We start from the raw sequence: 14,623 nt of genomic DNA on the forward strand, positions 1-14,623 counted from the left end.
GTGGCATGCCCGGGCGGGTCGTTTGCGTATCGTTGCTGGCATTGGCCGGCGCCCTTCCAGCCCAGGCAGAAGCCGCCCCATCGAGCGATCCGTGGTATGTCCGCGAGGACTTCAAGCCGGTCCGCCGCATCGCGATCCGCATCGCCAACGACCTCGACCAGCCGGTGCGGGCGACGCCGGTGGTCATCACCCCGGCGCAGATCCCCGAGCTTGCGGGCATGCACGAGCTGACCGTCACCCTGGTCGATCCCAAGGGCGCGCCACGTCCGGTGCCGACCAAGGAGCAGCTCGCGGTGATGGGGCCGCACGGCATCCGGCAGGAGGCCAATGGCCGCCAGCTCGACCTGCAGATGGACGACCTCGACAAGGACGGCGTGTGGGACGAGCTGTTCTTCCAGGCTGACCTCAAGCCGCGCGAGACGCGCACCTATTATCTCTATCTCGGTTTCCACCAGCGCGGCTGGAATCCGCATGGCGCGGCGGCGGCGATCGGCAGCTATTCGCGGCACATGGTGCCCTTCTGGGAATCGGGCAATGTCGGGTGGAAACTGTGGTTCCCGGACAGCGCCGACGTCTACGGCAAGCGCAAGAACATGCTCGTCGCGCCGCAGATTCTGACCCAGAACTGGGACGGCTATGCCGTCGCCTATGTCGATCCGGCCTATGGCTCGGACATCATGTCGGTCGACGACAGTTTCGGCGGTGGCGGGATCGGGCTGTTCGAGACGCCGGGCAGCGATCATGTCTCGCGCCCGCGCTTCTCGCCCGCCGCCGACGCGGCGGAGCGATGGAACACCAACCAGCTCAAGGACACGCGCTACGCGTTCGAGGTGATCGTCAACGGGCCGCTGCGCAGCATGGTGCGGATCAAGACGATGAACTGGAACACCGACAAGGGCCGCTACGCGCTCGAGCAGGTCTACACCGCCTATGCGGGACACAATTACGCGACGGCGAAGGTGAAGTTCGACGAGTGGAAGCCGGGCAGCACGGGCGTCGAATTCGCGGCGGGCATCCGCAGGAAGGCGGGCGAGACGCTGGGCCTGCGCGCACGCGGGGTGGTGGTGACCACCGCGCCCGAGGCGATCCGCAATCCGGACGACACCGACTCGACCCAGAATGCGCTGACCGTCGCCTATGCCGGGATTGGGCTGGTGGTGAAGGACGGCTATCGCGCCCGCCACGTGTCGGTGGCGCAACAGCAGGGCAACGAGGTGTTCCGCTTCCCCCGGCGTGCCGACGGCCAGTACGAATATATGCTGGCGGCGGGGTGGAGCGAGGGCGAGGTGCTCAAGACCGCGGCAGAGTTCCGCGACTATGTGGTCGGCGTGGCGAAGGAGTATAATTCGCCGGCGCGGCTCGCCGGGTATGAGGCGCAGTCGCGAGAGTAGGGCGGAAACGCCATATCTGGCGTTCCAAAAGTCACAAAGGTCACGCCCTATACGCGCGCGAGAGCCCGGCGGCGGTTGTTCGGAGACGAAGACAGGGCGGGCGCGTCGAGCCTGCATCTGACAGGATAGAGCAGGCGAAATCCAACATTACCAGCCGCGTCCGGCATTGGGGAAACGGCAAGGCGCCGGGCGTCTGTCCGACAACCCGGCGCCCTGGTTGAGCGCGGTGGAAGGGGCTTAGTTGGCGCCCTGCGCCGCCTTCTCGATGATCGCGGCGACGGCGGCGGGCTTCGAGACGTAGAGCGCGTGGCTGGCCGCGACTTCCTCGACCTTGGCACCGGCGCGGGCGGCCATGTGGCGCTGGGCGGCAGGTGGGATCATCTTGTCTTCGCTCGCCACCAGGTACCAGCTCGGCTTCACCCGCCACGCCGGAGTGGTCACCTTGCCGTCGAGTGCGGCGACGCCTCAGGGAACCTGCGAGTCCGCCATGAACTGGGCGAGATCGGGGCGGACATCGGCGGCGAAGGAGGCAGCGAACTTGACGCTGTCGAGGAACAGGAAGCCGTCCTTGGGGGGCAGGATCGGCGGCACCGGTGCGCCAGGCACGGGGTTGGAGATCAGGCTCGATACCGACTCGCCCTTGTCCGGCGCGAAGGCGGCGATGTAGACCACGCCGGCAACCTTGGGATCGGTGCCCGCTTCGGAGACGACCACGCCGCCATAGCTGTGGCCGACCAAAATCACCTTGCCCTCGGCCGCGGCGATCGCGCGCTTGGTGACCGCGACGTCATCTTGCAGCGAGAGCGTCGGGTTCTGGACGATGGTTACCTTGTACCCGTCCTTCTTGAGGATCTTGTAGACGTCCATCCAGCCCGAGCCGTCGACGAAGCCGCCATGGACGAGGATCACCGACTTGACCGGCTCGCCGGTCTTGTCCTGAGCGATGGCGGGAGTAGCGCCGAGAGCGAGCGAGGCAGCGGCGGCGAGAAGCTTGTTCGACTTGGTCATGATCAATCTCCTTTTCTTTGTTTGTCGCGATATTTGTTATCGCAATAATATTTAGCTACATCCAATGAACTGGCTCTGTCCAGCATTAAATTATCGCGATATGTATTTTTGTGATAAGAGCTTGATTCGAAAGTGAGGATTCGTGTGACCCAGACCCCCGGCGACCCGCTGCCGCTCGATGCGCAGCTCTGCTTTTCGCTCTATTCGACCACGATCGCGATCAATCGGCTCTACAAGCCGATGCTCGATTCGCTTGGCGTGACCTATCCGCAGTATCTGGTGCTGAGCACCTTGTGGGAGAAGGAAGGCCAGACCATCTCCGCGATCGCCGACCGACTCGCGCTCGAGCCGAGCACGATCACGCCGCTGATGAAGCGGCTGGAGGCCGCCGGGTTCGTATCGCGCCAGCGCAATCCGGCGGACGAGCGCCAGGTGAACGTGTTCATGACGGCCAAGGGCAAGGGGCTGCGCCGTGAGGCTTCATGCCTCACCGATGCACTGCTCGAGAATTCCGGCCTCAAGGTCGAGGAGATGATTGCCCTCAACGATCAGGTGCAGCGGCTTCGCGGCGCGCTCACCCACGGGTGAGGTTCAGGTCCCGGGCTGGATATAGGGGATGCGAGAGAACAACTCGCGTTGCCATCTGCGCGGGTCGTTCGTCACTCGGCTTTTCGCATCGAACAACATCGTCTGGCGCTGGGGCAAGGTGTGCTTCGGCCACGCAGGCACGCCCGCGCCATTGGGGTCGCCTTTCGCCGCGAGGTTGACGAAGGCGCGCATCATCGTGGTGGAGGCGGCTTGCGCATCCGGACCGGTGCCGGAAACGGTGCCCTCCGCGCCGATCGTGCCGAAGACGAGCGGGATGTCGTGCGTGTGCGCGGCGCCGCGGTCGGGCTCGAGCTGGGAGGTGAAGTCGAGCTGATAGACCCAGGCGGGGGCGCCGGCCTTGGCGCGCTCTTCCGCCTCGATCACCTGTCCGCGCCAGCTGCGCCCGGCGGTGGTCGCGGCGTAGAAGATTTCGGCCGGGATCCATGACGGGAATTGCTTGCGATATTCGGCGACGACCCATTCGGGGTGCGCGTCGATACGCAGCCGGGGCGCGATGCGCTCGGCAAGGTTGGTCCAGTCGAGCGTGCGGACGAGTTCGGATTTGGGATCGTCGAAGGCGCGCGTCTCGTCTCGCGTGTTGCCGAGGATCAATGGGATCGCATTGCCCGGCGGATTGGCGTCGGGCCAGAACGGGTGGCGGGTCAGCCACTTCATGTCGAGCACCGGCCCCATATAGACTCCGCCGCCCAGGATCGGGTCTTCGGCGCGCAGGCCGTCGATCAGCCTTTCGACCGGTATGTCGGCGAGATCGCCGGGTTTCGCCTTGAGCCGGTCGAGCAGTGCCTGTGCGCGGCGGGTGGCGTTCAAGGGGCCGCTGGCCGTCACCTGCTGGCCGGACATGGTCGCTGCGCGGTGGAACAGGCCCTTGGCCGCGGGCATCCCCATCAGCGTCGCGATCTTCGCGCCGCCGCCCGATTGGCCGAACAGCATGACGCGGCTGGGATCGCCGCCGAAGCCCGCGATATTGTCGCGCACCCATATCAGCGCGAGGATCAGGTCGAGTTGGCCGGTGTTGCCGCTGTCGGGGAAGCGCGGATCGAGCCGGGCGAGGTAGAGATAGCCGAGCGCGTTGAGCCGGTGGTTGACGGTGACGACGACGACATCGCCCTTTTCGGCGAGCGTCGCGCCGAACACCTGCGGTTCGATCACACTGCCGTTCGAGTATGCCCCGCCGTGGAAATAGACCATCACCGGGCGACCGGCCTTCGCGTTCGCTTCCGGCGTCCAGACGTTGAGGAACAGGCAGTCCTCATGCTGGTTGGTCGCGCGCCCGGTTTGCGGGCAGCTCGCGGCAAAGCTGGTCGCGATCAATGTGTCGCGCCCGGCTTGTGGCGCAATTGCCGCCTGAAAACGCGCGCGGCTGGTGTCGTTACCGTAGCGGATGCCGAGGAACGCCTGAACCGCGCCGTCGCGCTTCCCTCGCCAGCGGCCGGTTCTGCCGGCTGCTACGGGATCATTCTGAGCGAACGCCGCCGAGGGCAGGGCGGCCAACGCCGCGCTCGCCCCCAGCAGCGTCCGTCGGTGCATCACCGACGAACGTCCAGTCCGCCTTCGAGGAAGGCGTCGATATCGGCCTGACGGAACAGGCTGGCATCGCCCGGCAGCGAATGCTTGAGGCAGGTCAGCGCGAGGCCCGAGGCGACAATGCCCTCCAGATCCTGACCCGACAGCACGCCATGGAGAATGCCCGCGGCATAGGCGTCGCCGCCGCCGATGCGGTCGATGATCCCGGCGACCACGACGTCGTCGGTCTGGTAGCCGCGCTCGGGCGTGTCGACGCGCGCGGCGATGCGGTGGCGGTCGGCGTCGTCGACATGGCGCGCGGTCGAGGCGATGCGCTTCAAATTGGGGAAGGCGGCGAAGGCGGCCTCGGCGGCCTCACGGCGGCGGTCGGCGCCATCGCCGGAGAATTGCTTGCCGAGCAGCAGCGAGACGTCGCGGTGATTGCCGAACATCGTGTCGGCAAGGCTGACCAGTTCGGTGAGGACGGCGCGTGGATCGCTGTCCCAGGCTTCCCACAGCCGCGCGCGGTAATTACCGTCGAAGCTGATCGCGACGCCCAGTTCCTTGGCGGCGCGGGCGGCCTGAAGCGCGGCCTGCGCGGTCGCGGGACCGAGCGCGGGGGTGATGCCGGAGAGGTGCAGCATGGTCGCGCCGCTCAGCAGCGTCTTCCAGTCGAACGCGTCGGCCGGGGCGTTGGCGAAGGCCGAATCCGCGCGGTCATAGACGATGTCCGACGCGCGCAGCCCGGCGCCCTGAGTGAGGAAGTAGAGGCCCATGCGGCCGTCGCGAACTTGCACGCCGCTGGTGTCCGCGCCTTGGCCGCGTACGAACTGAACCGCGGCGCGGCCGAGCGCATTGTCGGGCACCGCGCTGACCATCGAGACGGCGTGGCCAAGGTTGGCGAGGCCGATGCCGACATTGGCCTCCGCGCCGCCGACGACCACGTCCAATCGCGGCGTCTGCATCAGCAGCTCGCGTCCCGGAGCGGTCAGGCGGAGCAGCAATTCCCCGAAACAGACGATACGGCCGGCCATGATCTCTCCTCGTTGACGCCGGCGCTCAGCGCGCCAGCCAGCCGCCGTCTACCGCGAGGATATGGCCCTGCACATAGTCCGATGCGCGCGACGCGAGGAAAACCGCCGCGCCGCCCAGATCCGCGGGATCGCCCCAGCGGCCCGCCGGGATGCGTTCCATGATCTGGCGGTTGCGCGTCTCATCCTTCTGCAGCGCGTCGGTGTTGTTGGTGGCGATATAGCCCGGCGCGATCGCGTTGACGCAGATACCCTTCGACGCCCATTCGTTCGCCAGCAGCTTGGTAAGGCCACCGACGCCGCTCTTCGACGCGGTGTAGCTCGGCACGCGGATGCCGCCCTGGAAGGTCAGCATCGAGGCGATGTTGATGATCTTGCCGCCGCCATTCGGGATCATGTGGCGTGCCGCCGCCTGGCAGAGGAAGAACACGGACTTCAAGTTGGTGTCCATCACCGCGTCCCAATCCGCCTCGGTGAAGTCGACCGAGTCCGCGCGGCGGATGATGCCGGCATTGTTGACCAGGATGTGCAGGCCGCCGAGCTTCTCGACCGTCTCCGCGACCACGCGGCCGATCGGCTCGATGCTCGACAGGTCGGCGCTGACGATCTCGGCCTTGCGGCCGAGTTCGCGGACCTTCTCCGCGGTCTCGGTCGCGGCCGAACGGCCGACCAGCGCGACATCGGCGCCCGCCGCGGCAAGGGCAAGGGCGATGCCCTGGCCAATGCCGGTGTTGGCGCCGGTGACGACGGCAACCTTGCCCGTAAGGTCGAAGGGGTTGCTCATGCCAATTACGCCAGCTGGCAGATGTCGAGGACGTTCATGTCGGTATAGTCCTGGTTCTCGCCGGCCATCGCCCAGATGAAGGCATAGGCCTTGGTGCCCGCGCCCATATGGATCGACCAGGGCGGCGAAATCACCGCTTCCTCATTCTGCATCACGATATGGCGGGTCGCCTCGCCCTCACCCATGAAATGCATCACGCGATCGGTGTCGAGATTGTCGAGCTCGAAGTAGAAATAGATCTCGCTGCGGCGCTCATGGATGTGCGGGGGCATGGTGTTCCACACCGAACCGGGCTTGAGCACGGTCAGGCCCATCACCAGCTGCGCGCTGTCGCACACGCCGGGGATGACGAGCTGGAAGATCGTGCGCTCGTTCGATTCCGCGAGGCTGCCGCGCTCCAGCGCATTGGCGTCGGCGATCGACAGCTTGCGCGTCGCGAAGCCCTGGTGCGCCGGGCACGACGCGATGTAGAAGCGCGCGCCGGTGCCCGAGAACTCGACGTCCTTCGCGCCCATGGTGACGTAGAGGCAATCCTTATTGCCCAGCGTAAAGCTCTCGCCATCGACGGTGATCGTGCCCTCGACGCTGCCGACGTTCACCACCGCCATCTCGCGGCGCTCGAGGAACGGGTGGCCCTTGGCCGAGGCCGGTTCTTCCTGCGCGGGCAGCTTGACTGGTGCCGAACCCACCGCGACGCCGCCGATCACGAAGCGGTCGGCATGGGTGTAGTTCAGGACGACCTCGCCCTCGCGGAACAGGCCCTGGATCAGATAGCGGTCGCGCAGCTCGTCATTGGAGACGCACTCCATCATGTCGGGATGGGTGGCGTAATAGGTGCGGTCGAACATCATGTGGCTCCGGATGAAATAGGGTTCAGGCCGCCTTGGCGGCGGTAAGGGGCTGGTCGAGCTTGTACGCCTTGCGGACGAGGCCGTTGGTCAGCTCATAGGCAAGGCCGGCGGCTTCCCAGTCCTGCATCCGCCCTTCGGCGACGAGGCGGGCGAGGAAGGCGCAATCGACGCGGCGCGCGACATCGTGCCGCGCGGGGATCGAGAAGAAGGCGCGGGTGTCGTCGTTGAACCCGACGGTGTTGTAGAAGCCCGCCGTCTCCGTGGTCATCTCGCGGAAGCGGCGCATGCCCTCCGGCGAGTCATGGAACCACCAGCTCGGCCCGAGGCGAAGGCACGGATAATGCCCGGCCAGCGGGGCGAGCTCGCGCGCATAGGTGCTTTCGTCGAGGGTGAAGAGGATCACCGTCAGGTCCGGCTCGTTGCCGACCACGTCGAGCATGGGTTTCAGCGCATGGACATAGTCCGTCCGCGTCGGGATATCGGCGCCCTTGTCGCGGCCATGGCTGTGGAACAGCTTGGCGTTGTGGTTGCGACACGATCCGGGATGGATCTGCATCGTCATCCCGTCCTCGACGCTCATCTTCGCCATTTCGGTGAGCATCTGCGCGCGGAACAGCTCGGCATCGGCCGCGTCGCACTTGCCGCCGACAATGCGCCCGAACAGCGCCTCGCTCTCAGCTGTCGACAAGTTCGCGGTCTGTGCCGTTGCAAAGCCATGATCGGTCGCGGTCGCGCCCGCGACGCGGAAGTCGGCGCGGCGCTTGCGGTGCGCCGCCAGATAGCCCTTCCAGCTATGCACATCCTCGCCGGTCAGGTTCGCGAACGCCTCGAGCGCGCCCTTGAACGCCTCATGCTCGACATCGATCACTGAATCCGGGCGGTAGGTGGTGACGACGCGCCCGCCCCAGCCCGATTTGCGGATCGCCGCGTGATGCTCGAGCGGATCGTCGGCGCCCTCGGTGGTAGCGAGGAAGTCGATCTTGAACCGCTCGAACAGCGCGCGCGGGCGATAGCCGGGCGACGCCAGCGCGGCGTTGATCGTGTCGTAATAATGGTCGGCGGTACCGGCTTCGAGCAGCACGTCGATCCCGAACACCTCGGCAAAGACATGGTCGAGCCACATGCGCGACGGCGTGCCGCGGAACAGATGATAGTTGCTCGCGAACAGCCGCCAGGCCGCGCGCGGATCGGTGGCCGGCACGCCATCGATCCGCGGTACCCGCAGCGCGTCGAGGTCGATGCCCTGCGAATAGAGCATGCGGAAGACATAGTGATCGGGCGCCAGGAACAGCTCGGTCGCATTCTCCCACGCATCGTCGGTCGCGAACCACGCCGGATCGGTATGGCCATGCGGCGACACGATCGGGAGACCGGCGATCTCCTTGTACAGCGTCCGCGCGATAGCGCGGGTGGTGGGATCAGCCGGAAACAGCCGGTCGGGATCGAGTGCCAGGGGACGCACTTTCACATTCCTCTCACATGGTGTGTCCCGCACCGGTAACCGGTGTCAGGTCGGAATACAACTGGAGACTCAAAGTATGGGTTCGTTGAGGATTGATACCGGAAGGCTGAGGTTGGCGTAACCACATTCCTGACCTTGAGGGGGGGGGGGCTGGTCTGAAGCGCAGGTGCAATGGCGACGCCCCGCCAGCTTATGTACACTCATGAGGTTATGACCGGAACCGACTTGCGGGGGTGTGGATGTCAACGGCTACGATTGAAGCGGAGATCAAGAGATTCCTGCGGGATGAGAAGCCTGAAGTTCTTTGTCTTAAAGGTCGATGGGGGGTCGGAAAGACATTCGCATGGCGCAAATGGCTCGCTGAAATTCAAGCGGATGAGGCATTGGGGGTGTCGAGCTATGCGTATGTGTCGCTGTTCGGCCTAAACTCCCTGGATAGCCTCCGCTACTCGATATTCGAGAATACGGTCACGCCAGAGCATCTTCTCACTGGTCCAAGCGTCAAAACTGTTGATGCCCTTATGAGGAAGAGTTCTGATCTGAGCCGGAAGGCCAGACCTGTCCTTGATCCTTTGATGGCGCTTCTCGGGCTCAAGGATGGAGGAGATGCTCTTTTTCGAAGCGCCTATTTACTAGTGAGGAACCAGCTGGTTTGCCTCGACGACTTAGAGCGCGCTGGCGACGAGCTCAATCCGCGAGATGTGCTTGGTCTCGTATCTTCACTTAAAGAGCAGCGGAACTGCAAGGTCGTCTTGCTCCTCAACGACGAGGAAATGGATCATGGTAAGAAGGTAGAGTTCGAAAGGCAGCTTGAGAAAGTGGTCGATGTTTCTCTGGTTTTCGACCCGAACCCAGATGAGGCAGCCTCAATTGCCCTAGCCGGCACAACTGATCTTGAGAGAATGCTGCGCGAACGAACTATGCAGTTGGGTATCATCAATATCCGCGTAATCAAAAAGATTGAGCGCATGGCTTTGCGCCTGCAAGCTATTTTGAAGGATTATCCTCCCGCCATTCTTGAGCAGGCGGTTGCTACCGTTGTCGTTGGTGGTTGGGCTGCGTTGCAGCCGAATGAGGCTCCACCGTTCGACAGCCTCAGAAGCTACAACCGGATCGTTGCTTCTATGAAGGCGGCGAACAAGGAGGAGCAAGGGGAGGTGCCAAAATGGGCGGGCCGTCTTGAAAGTTACCCCTTTGCTTTTGCAGATGATTTTGATGATGTAGTGCTTGAAGGCGTCAGAAATGGCTTCTTTAGCGAGGCTGCTTTGCATGAAGCGGCAAAGGTTTTGCAAGTTCAGTTGGCAAGGAACTCGAGGGATAATTCGTTCCATCGTGCATGGCATGTATATTGGGAGGATCTTACGGTCGATGATGATAGGTTATTGAATGATATTTTCTATGGCGCAATGGAGAATCTTCAAACTATCGACCCTGTAAGTATTAACGGGACGGTTCGTTTGTTGCGGGAATCGGCGAGGGATGCACAAGCAGACGATTTGATCGATGCCTATATTGTGACGCGCGCGGGCGAGCTGAAGGGGTTCTTCGAAATCAATTCACATCATTTCATGTCCGATGATAAACCTGACCCTAGGCTGGTGGCCGGGTTCACGGCAAAACATGCTGAGTTTGTCGATGCCCGAGATCCTCGGCAGATGCTCATCGAATTGAGCAAGCAGCAAAGTTGGAGCGATGACGATGTCCAACTTCTCGCCAGCTTGAGTGCGGAACAGCTAGTGGAACTCTTTCTAGGTATCAAAGGTCCGGAGCTTAGGCGCTCGGTAAAGTTCGCCCATCAACTCTCACGCTTTGGAACGGAGGATGCGAAGCGCCTACATCTAACGCTCGAGGAAGCCATGAAAGTGATCGCGAGCCGCTCAGCGCACAGTGAGCGGCGCCTGAGGTCCTGGGGGGTGCCTCTATAGGAGGGGCTGGTTACCCTAAAGGCATTTTCCACCCAGAAGCGCCGCCCCTCACTCCGCCGGCGGCGCCACCGATGCCCGTCGGATCAGCGTCGAGACGAACAGCGATTCCCCGCTCTCCTCATCCTCGCCATCGCCGATCAGCTTGAGCGCAGCCGCCCGCGCCATCGTCGCGATCGGCCAGCGCACCGTGGTCAGCGGCGGCCACAGATAGGACGCGATCGAGGTGTCGTCGAAGCCGACGATCGACAGGTCGCGGGGTACATCGAGGCCGCGCTGGCGCGCGGTGTGGAGCACGCCGGCCGCCATCGCGTCGTTCGAACAGAACACCGCGGTCGGGCGCGGGGAGAGGTCGAGCAGGCGCTCGGCGGCGCGCATGCCGGACTCGAACGTATAATCGCCCTGCGCGATCAGCGTGCGCTGGATCGGGATATCGGCATCGTCGAGCGCGGCCTCGTAACCCTGGCTGCGCTCGAGTGCCGAGCGGAAGCCGTGGGGCCCAAGCACCAGCCCGATGCGCTTGTGCCCGTTCTCGACCAGATGCGCGACCGCGCCGCGCACCACCTCACGGTCGTTCGACGCGACCATATGCTCGGGGTCGTCGAAGCTCGCCGAACCCATGCGGACATAGCGCGCGCCGATCTCCTGGCACAAAGCGGCGAGCGAATCATTCTCGCTGATCGGCGGCAGGATCATCACACCGTACGGGCGCTGGCGCTCGAGGAAGCGGCGGATATCGTCGAGCATCGTCGTCGATCCGCGGTCGACCGGGTGGACGATCAGTTCGAACTCGGTGTCGCGTAGCACCTCCAGCAGCCCCTGCTGGACGTTGAGCACCATGTGCGGGTTGGGGTTGTCGTGGATCAGCCCGATCAGGAAGTTGCGGCGCAACGCCAGCGCCCGCGCCTGCGGATTGGGGACGTAGCCGATCTCGGCGATCACCTTCTCCACCCGCTCGCGCGTCTCCTCGTTGAGAAGGGGGGAACGGTTGATCACGCGGCTGACGGTTTTCTTGGAGACCCCCGCCAGTCGCGCCACGTCGTTGATCGTCGCCTGCGCGCTTTTCTTCATGCTCAAGTGCATAGCGTGCATCCGGGGCCTAGCCAATCGGGCTGTGCTCGCGTAATGACACCGGTAGTCGTATGATGAATCCCGCCGCCCTTCGTATCCATGCCGCCGACAGCGTCGCCACCGCGCTGCGCGACCTTGCTGCTGGCGAGGCGGTCTTGGGCGTCGCGCTCAACGACGCGATCCCGCGTGCGCACAAATTCGCGCTGGTGGCGCACGCGCCGGGCGATCCGGTGCTCAAGTTCGGCTTCCCGATCGGGCAGGCGACCGCAGAGATCGCCCCGGGCGATCACGTCCATGTCCATAATGTCGCGACCGCGCTGGCGGGGGAGGCGGCCTATGGCGGCGGGGCCGGGGCGGAGCGCGCGCAGGCCGCGGCGTCCACTCTGACCTGGCGCGGCTATCCGCGTGCCAATGGCCGGGCGGGGACGCGCAACGAGATCTGGGTGCTGCCCACCGTCGGTTGCGTCGGCCGCACCGCGCAGAAGATCGCGGCCAAGGCGGAGGCGCTGCTGCCCGCGGGCGTTGATGGCGTCCACGCCTTCGCGCATCCGTTCGGCTGTTCGCAGCTGAGCGACGATCTCGACGGCACGCGCAACATCCTCTCGGCGCTGGCGCAGCATCCCAATGCCGGCGGCGTGCTGCTGGTCGGGCTGGGCTGCGAGTCGAACCAGCTTTCGGCCTTGCTCGAAACCCTGCCCGAAGAGACCCGCGCCCGCGTCCGTACCGTCGGCGCGCAGGCCTCGTCCGACGAGATCACCGAGGGCGTCGAGAAGGCGCTCGAACTGGCGCAGCTCGCCGCGACCGCGCGGCGCGAGGAGATGGGGCTCGACCGGCTGGTGCTGGGGGTCAAGTGCGGCGGGTCGGACGGGCTGTCGGGGCTGACCGCCAATCCGCTGGTCGGGATCATGGCCGATCGCGTCACCGATGCCGGCGGATCGGCGATCCTGACGGAGATCCCCGAGATCTTCGGCGCCGAACAGCTGCTGATGGCGCGCGCCGCCGATGCCGAAACCTTCGATGCGATCGGCGGGCTGGTGAACCGCTTCAAACGCTATTTTATCGATCACGGCGAGCCGGTGTCGGAGAATCCCTCGCCCGGCAACATCGCCGGCGGCATCACCACGCTGGAGGAAAAGAGCCTCGGCGCGGTGCAGAAAGGCGGGCAGGCGATCGTCACCGACGTGATCAACTATGGCGACCGCGTGAAGCGCACCGGGCTGACGCTGCTCGAGGCACCGGGGAACGACGCCGTCTCTTCGACCGCCCTGTCGGCGGCGGGCGCGACGGTGATCCTGTTCACCACCGGTCGCGGTACGCCGCTGGGCTTTCCCGCGCCGACGCTCAAGATCGCGTCCAACTCCGATCTTGCCGCGCGCAAGCCGGGCTGGATCGACTTCGACGCCGGGCAGGTGCTGAACGACGGGATGGACGTCGCCGCCGACGCGCTGCTCGCCCGCATCGCCGCGATCGCATCGGGCGAGGAAGCCGCCGCCGAACGCAATGGCGAGCGCGAGATTGCCATCTGGAAACGGGGTGTGACGCTTTGAACCGATTGTCGCTGGAAACACTCGCCGGTCTGCCGTCGGCGGTTGCGAAGCCCGCCCATGATCCCGCAACGGTTTCGACCGGAATCGTCCATTTCGGTCCCGGCGCCTTCCACCGCGCGCATCAGGCGAGCTATTTCGACAGCGTGCTGGTGAGCGACCCGCGCTGGGGCATCGCCGCGGTCTCGCTGCGCTCGGGCGGCACGGTCGAGGCGCTCGCCGCACAGGACGGGCTCTACACGCTGGCGGTGCTCGACCGCGAACCGTCGATGCGCGTGATCGGCGCGCACCGCGAATGGATTGGCCCCGGCGGCGGCGCGCGGGTTGCGTCACTGCTGGCCGCGCCACAGGTACGCATCGTCACCTCCACCGTGACCGAGAAGGGCTATTGCCTCGCCGGCGACGGCACGCTCGACATGAACCATCCGGACATCGTCGCCGATCTTGCGGGCGGCGAGCCGAGGAGCTTTGTCGGCTGGCTGGTTCAGGGACTCGCGGCGCGGCGCGCGGCGGGCGCCGATCCGTTCATGGTGCTGTGCTGCGACAATCTCTCGGGCAATGGCGGCAAGCTGCGCGCGGCGACAATTGCGCTGGCGGCGGAGCGCGATCCCAACCTGGCGAAGTGGATCGCCGATACCGCCGCCTTCCCCGACACGATGGTCGATTCGATCACCCCGGCGAGCGACGACGCGCTCTATGCCCGGGTCGCGGCCGAGCTGGGCGTCGCGGACCGCGCGACGGTGCAGCGCGAGGCCTTCACCCAGTGGGTGATCGGGCGGTACGATCTGGCAGACGGGCCCGATCTTGCCGGGGCGGGCGCGACGCTGACCGGCGATGTCGGCGGCTATGAGCGTGCCAAGCTGCGCATCCTCAACGGACTTCACTCCAGCCTTGCCTATCTCGGTCTCGCCATGGGGCTGGAGACGGTCGCGGACGCGATGGGGCAGGGACAGCTCGCGGCCTTTGCCGAGCGGCTGGCGCTGCAGGACATCGTGCCCGTGCTCGATCCCGTCGCGGGCCTCGATCACGCCGCCTATACCCAGGCGGTCCTCACCCGCTTCCGCAACCCCGCCATCCGTCATCTGCTGTCGCAGATCGCCTGGGACGGCTCGCAAAAACTACCCTATCGCCTGCTCGACACCACGGCTGCCGCCATCCGTGCCGGGCGTCCGATCGACCGGCTGGCGGTACCGGTAGCAGCATGGATGCACTTCATCGCGCGCCGTGCCGCTGCCGGGGAGGCGATCACCGATCCGCTTTCCGGGCCGCTCGCCGATGCGGCGGCAGGCGCGTCGCCGGACCAGCTCGTCGAACGGCTGTTCGCCTTCGATTCGGTGTTCCGCCCCGAGATCTCCGAACATGCCGGCTTCCGCGCAGCGGTAGGCGAGGCGGTCGCGGCTCTCGCCGAAGGGCGTGTGGAGGCGTTGCTCGCCCGCTGATTGCGGCC

The 14,623-nt window shown here is 65.3% G+C and carries 11 protein-coding genes and 1 pseudogene; 5 read left to right on the forward strand and 7 right to left on the reverse strand.

Translation table 11 applies throughout. From position 1 onward, the window contains the following. Positions 1-5 precede the first annotated feature (5 nt). Positions 6-1,391 (forward strand): DUF4861 family protein, encoded by a 1,386-nt coding sequence (locus AC07M1_RS03570; protein WP_495161189.1) that lies wholly within the window; start codon positions 6-8, stop codon positions 1,389-1,391. A gap of 237 nt (positions 1,392-1,628) precedes the next feature. Here AC07M1_RS03570 and AC07M1_RS03575 read toward each other — a convergent pair. Further along, a pseudogene (locus AC07M1_RS03575) lies at positions 1,629-2,399 on the reverse strand (alpha/beta hydrolase). Positions 2,400-2,543: 144 nt separating this feature from the next. Here AC07M1_RS03575 and AC07M1_RS03580 point away from each other — a divergent pair. After that, on the forward strand, positions 2,544-2,987 hold the full coding sequence (locus tag AC07M1_RS03580; protein ID WP_495161190.1) for a MarR family winged helix-turn-helix transcriptional regulator: 444 nt from the start codon (positions 2,544-2,546) through the stop codon (positions 2,985-2,987). 3 nt (positions 2,988-2,990) lie between these two features. Here AC07M1_RS03580 and AC07M1_RS03585 read toward each other — a convergent pair whose 3' ends face one another. From AC07M1_RS03585 to uxaC, 5 genes are read right to left on the reverse strand one after another with little or no spacing between them, the layout of a single operon-like run. After that, positions 2,991-4,535 carry a carboxylesterase/lipase family protein gene (locus AC07M1_RS03585; RefSeq protein ID WP_495161191.1) on the reverse strand — a complete coding sequence of 515 codons (1,545 nt, stop codon included), beginning with the start codon at positions 4,533-4,535 and terminating at the stop codon, positions 2,991-2,993. Further along, positions 4,535-5,545 carry a PfkB family carbohydrate kinase gene (locus tag AC07M1_RS03590; protein ID WP_495161192.1) on the reverse strand — a complete coding sequence of 337 codons (1,011 nt, stop codon included), beginning with the start codon at positions 5,543-5,545 and terminating at the stop codon, positions 4,535-4,537. The genes AC07M1_RS03585 and AC07M1_RS03590 overlap by 1 nt, the downstream gene beginning before the upstream one ends. 25 nt (positions 5,546-5,570) lie before the next feature. Further along, positions 5,571-6,326 (reverse strand): 2-dehydro-3-deoxy-D-gluconate 5-dehydrogenase KduD, encoded by a 756-nt coding sequence (kduD, locus tag AC07M1_RS03595; protein ID WP_495161193.1) that lies wholly within the window; start codon positions 6,324-6,326, stop codon positions 5,571-5,573. Between the two features lie 5 nt (positions 6,327-6,331). Further along, positions 6,332-7,174 carry a 5-dehydro-4-deoxy-D-glucuronate isomerase gene (gene kduI, locus AC07M1_RS03600; protein WP_495161194.1) on the reverse strand — a complete coding sequence of 281 codons (843 nt, stop codon included), beginning with the start codon at positions 7,172-7,174 and terminating at the stop codon, positions 6,332-6,334. Positions 7,175-7,199: 25 nt separating this feature from the next. Next, complete coding sequence (gene uxaC, locus AC07M1_RS03605) at positions 7,200-8,639, reverse strand: glucuronate isomerase (protein ID WP_495161195.1); 1,440 nt, start codon at positions 8,637-8,639, stop codon at positions 7,200-7,202. Positions 8,640-8,878: 239 nt separating this feature from the next. Here uxaC and AC07M1_RS03610 point away from each other — a divergent pair, with 239 nt between their 5' ends. Further along, positions 8,879-10,564, forward strand: a complete 1,686-nt coding sequence (locus AC07M1_RS03610; RefSeq protein ID WP_495161196.1) for a hypothetical protein — start codon at positions 8,879-8,881, stop codon at positions 10,562-10,564. 48 nt (positions 10,565-10,612) lie between these two features. Here AC07M1_RS03610 and AC07M1_RS03615 read toward each other — a convergent pair whose 3' ends face one another. Then, a complete protein-coding gene (locus AC07M1_RS03615; protein WP_495161197.1) occupies positions 10,613-11,632 on the reverse strand; it encodes a LacI family DNA-binding transcriptional regulator in 1,020 nt (339 codons plus the stop codon). A 74-nt stretch (positions 11,633-11,706) separates the two neighbouring features. Here AC07M1_RS03615 and AC07M1_RS03620 point away from each other — a divergent pair, with 74 nt between their 5' ends. Together AC07M1_RS03620 and AC07M1_RS03625 are read left to right on the forward strand one after the other, a co-directional pair. Beyond that, positions 11,707-13,179, forward strand: a complete 1,473-nt coding sequence (locus AC07M1_RS03620; protein WP_495162809.1) for a UxaA family hydrolase — start codon at positions 11,707-11,709, stop codon at positions 13,177-13,179. After that, the gene (locus AC07M1_RS03625) at positions 13,176-14,615 is read left to right on the forward strand and encodes a mannitol dehydrogenase family protein (RefSeq protein WP_495161198.1); all 1,440 of its coding nucleotides are present in this window, start codon (positions 13,176-13,178) and stop codon (positions 14,613-14,615) included. The genes AC07M1_RS03620 and AC07M1_RS03625 overlap by 4 nt, the downstream gene beginning before the upstream one ends. Positions 14,616-14,623 lie beyond the last annotated feature (8 nt).

It is taken from the genome of Sphingomonas sp. GW821-FHT10C01, assembly GCF_059415525.1.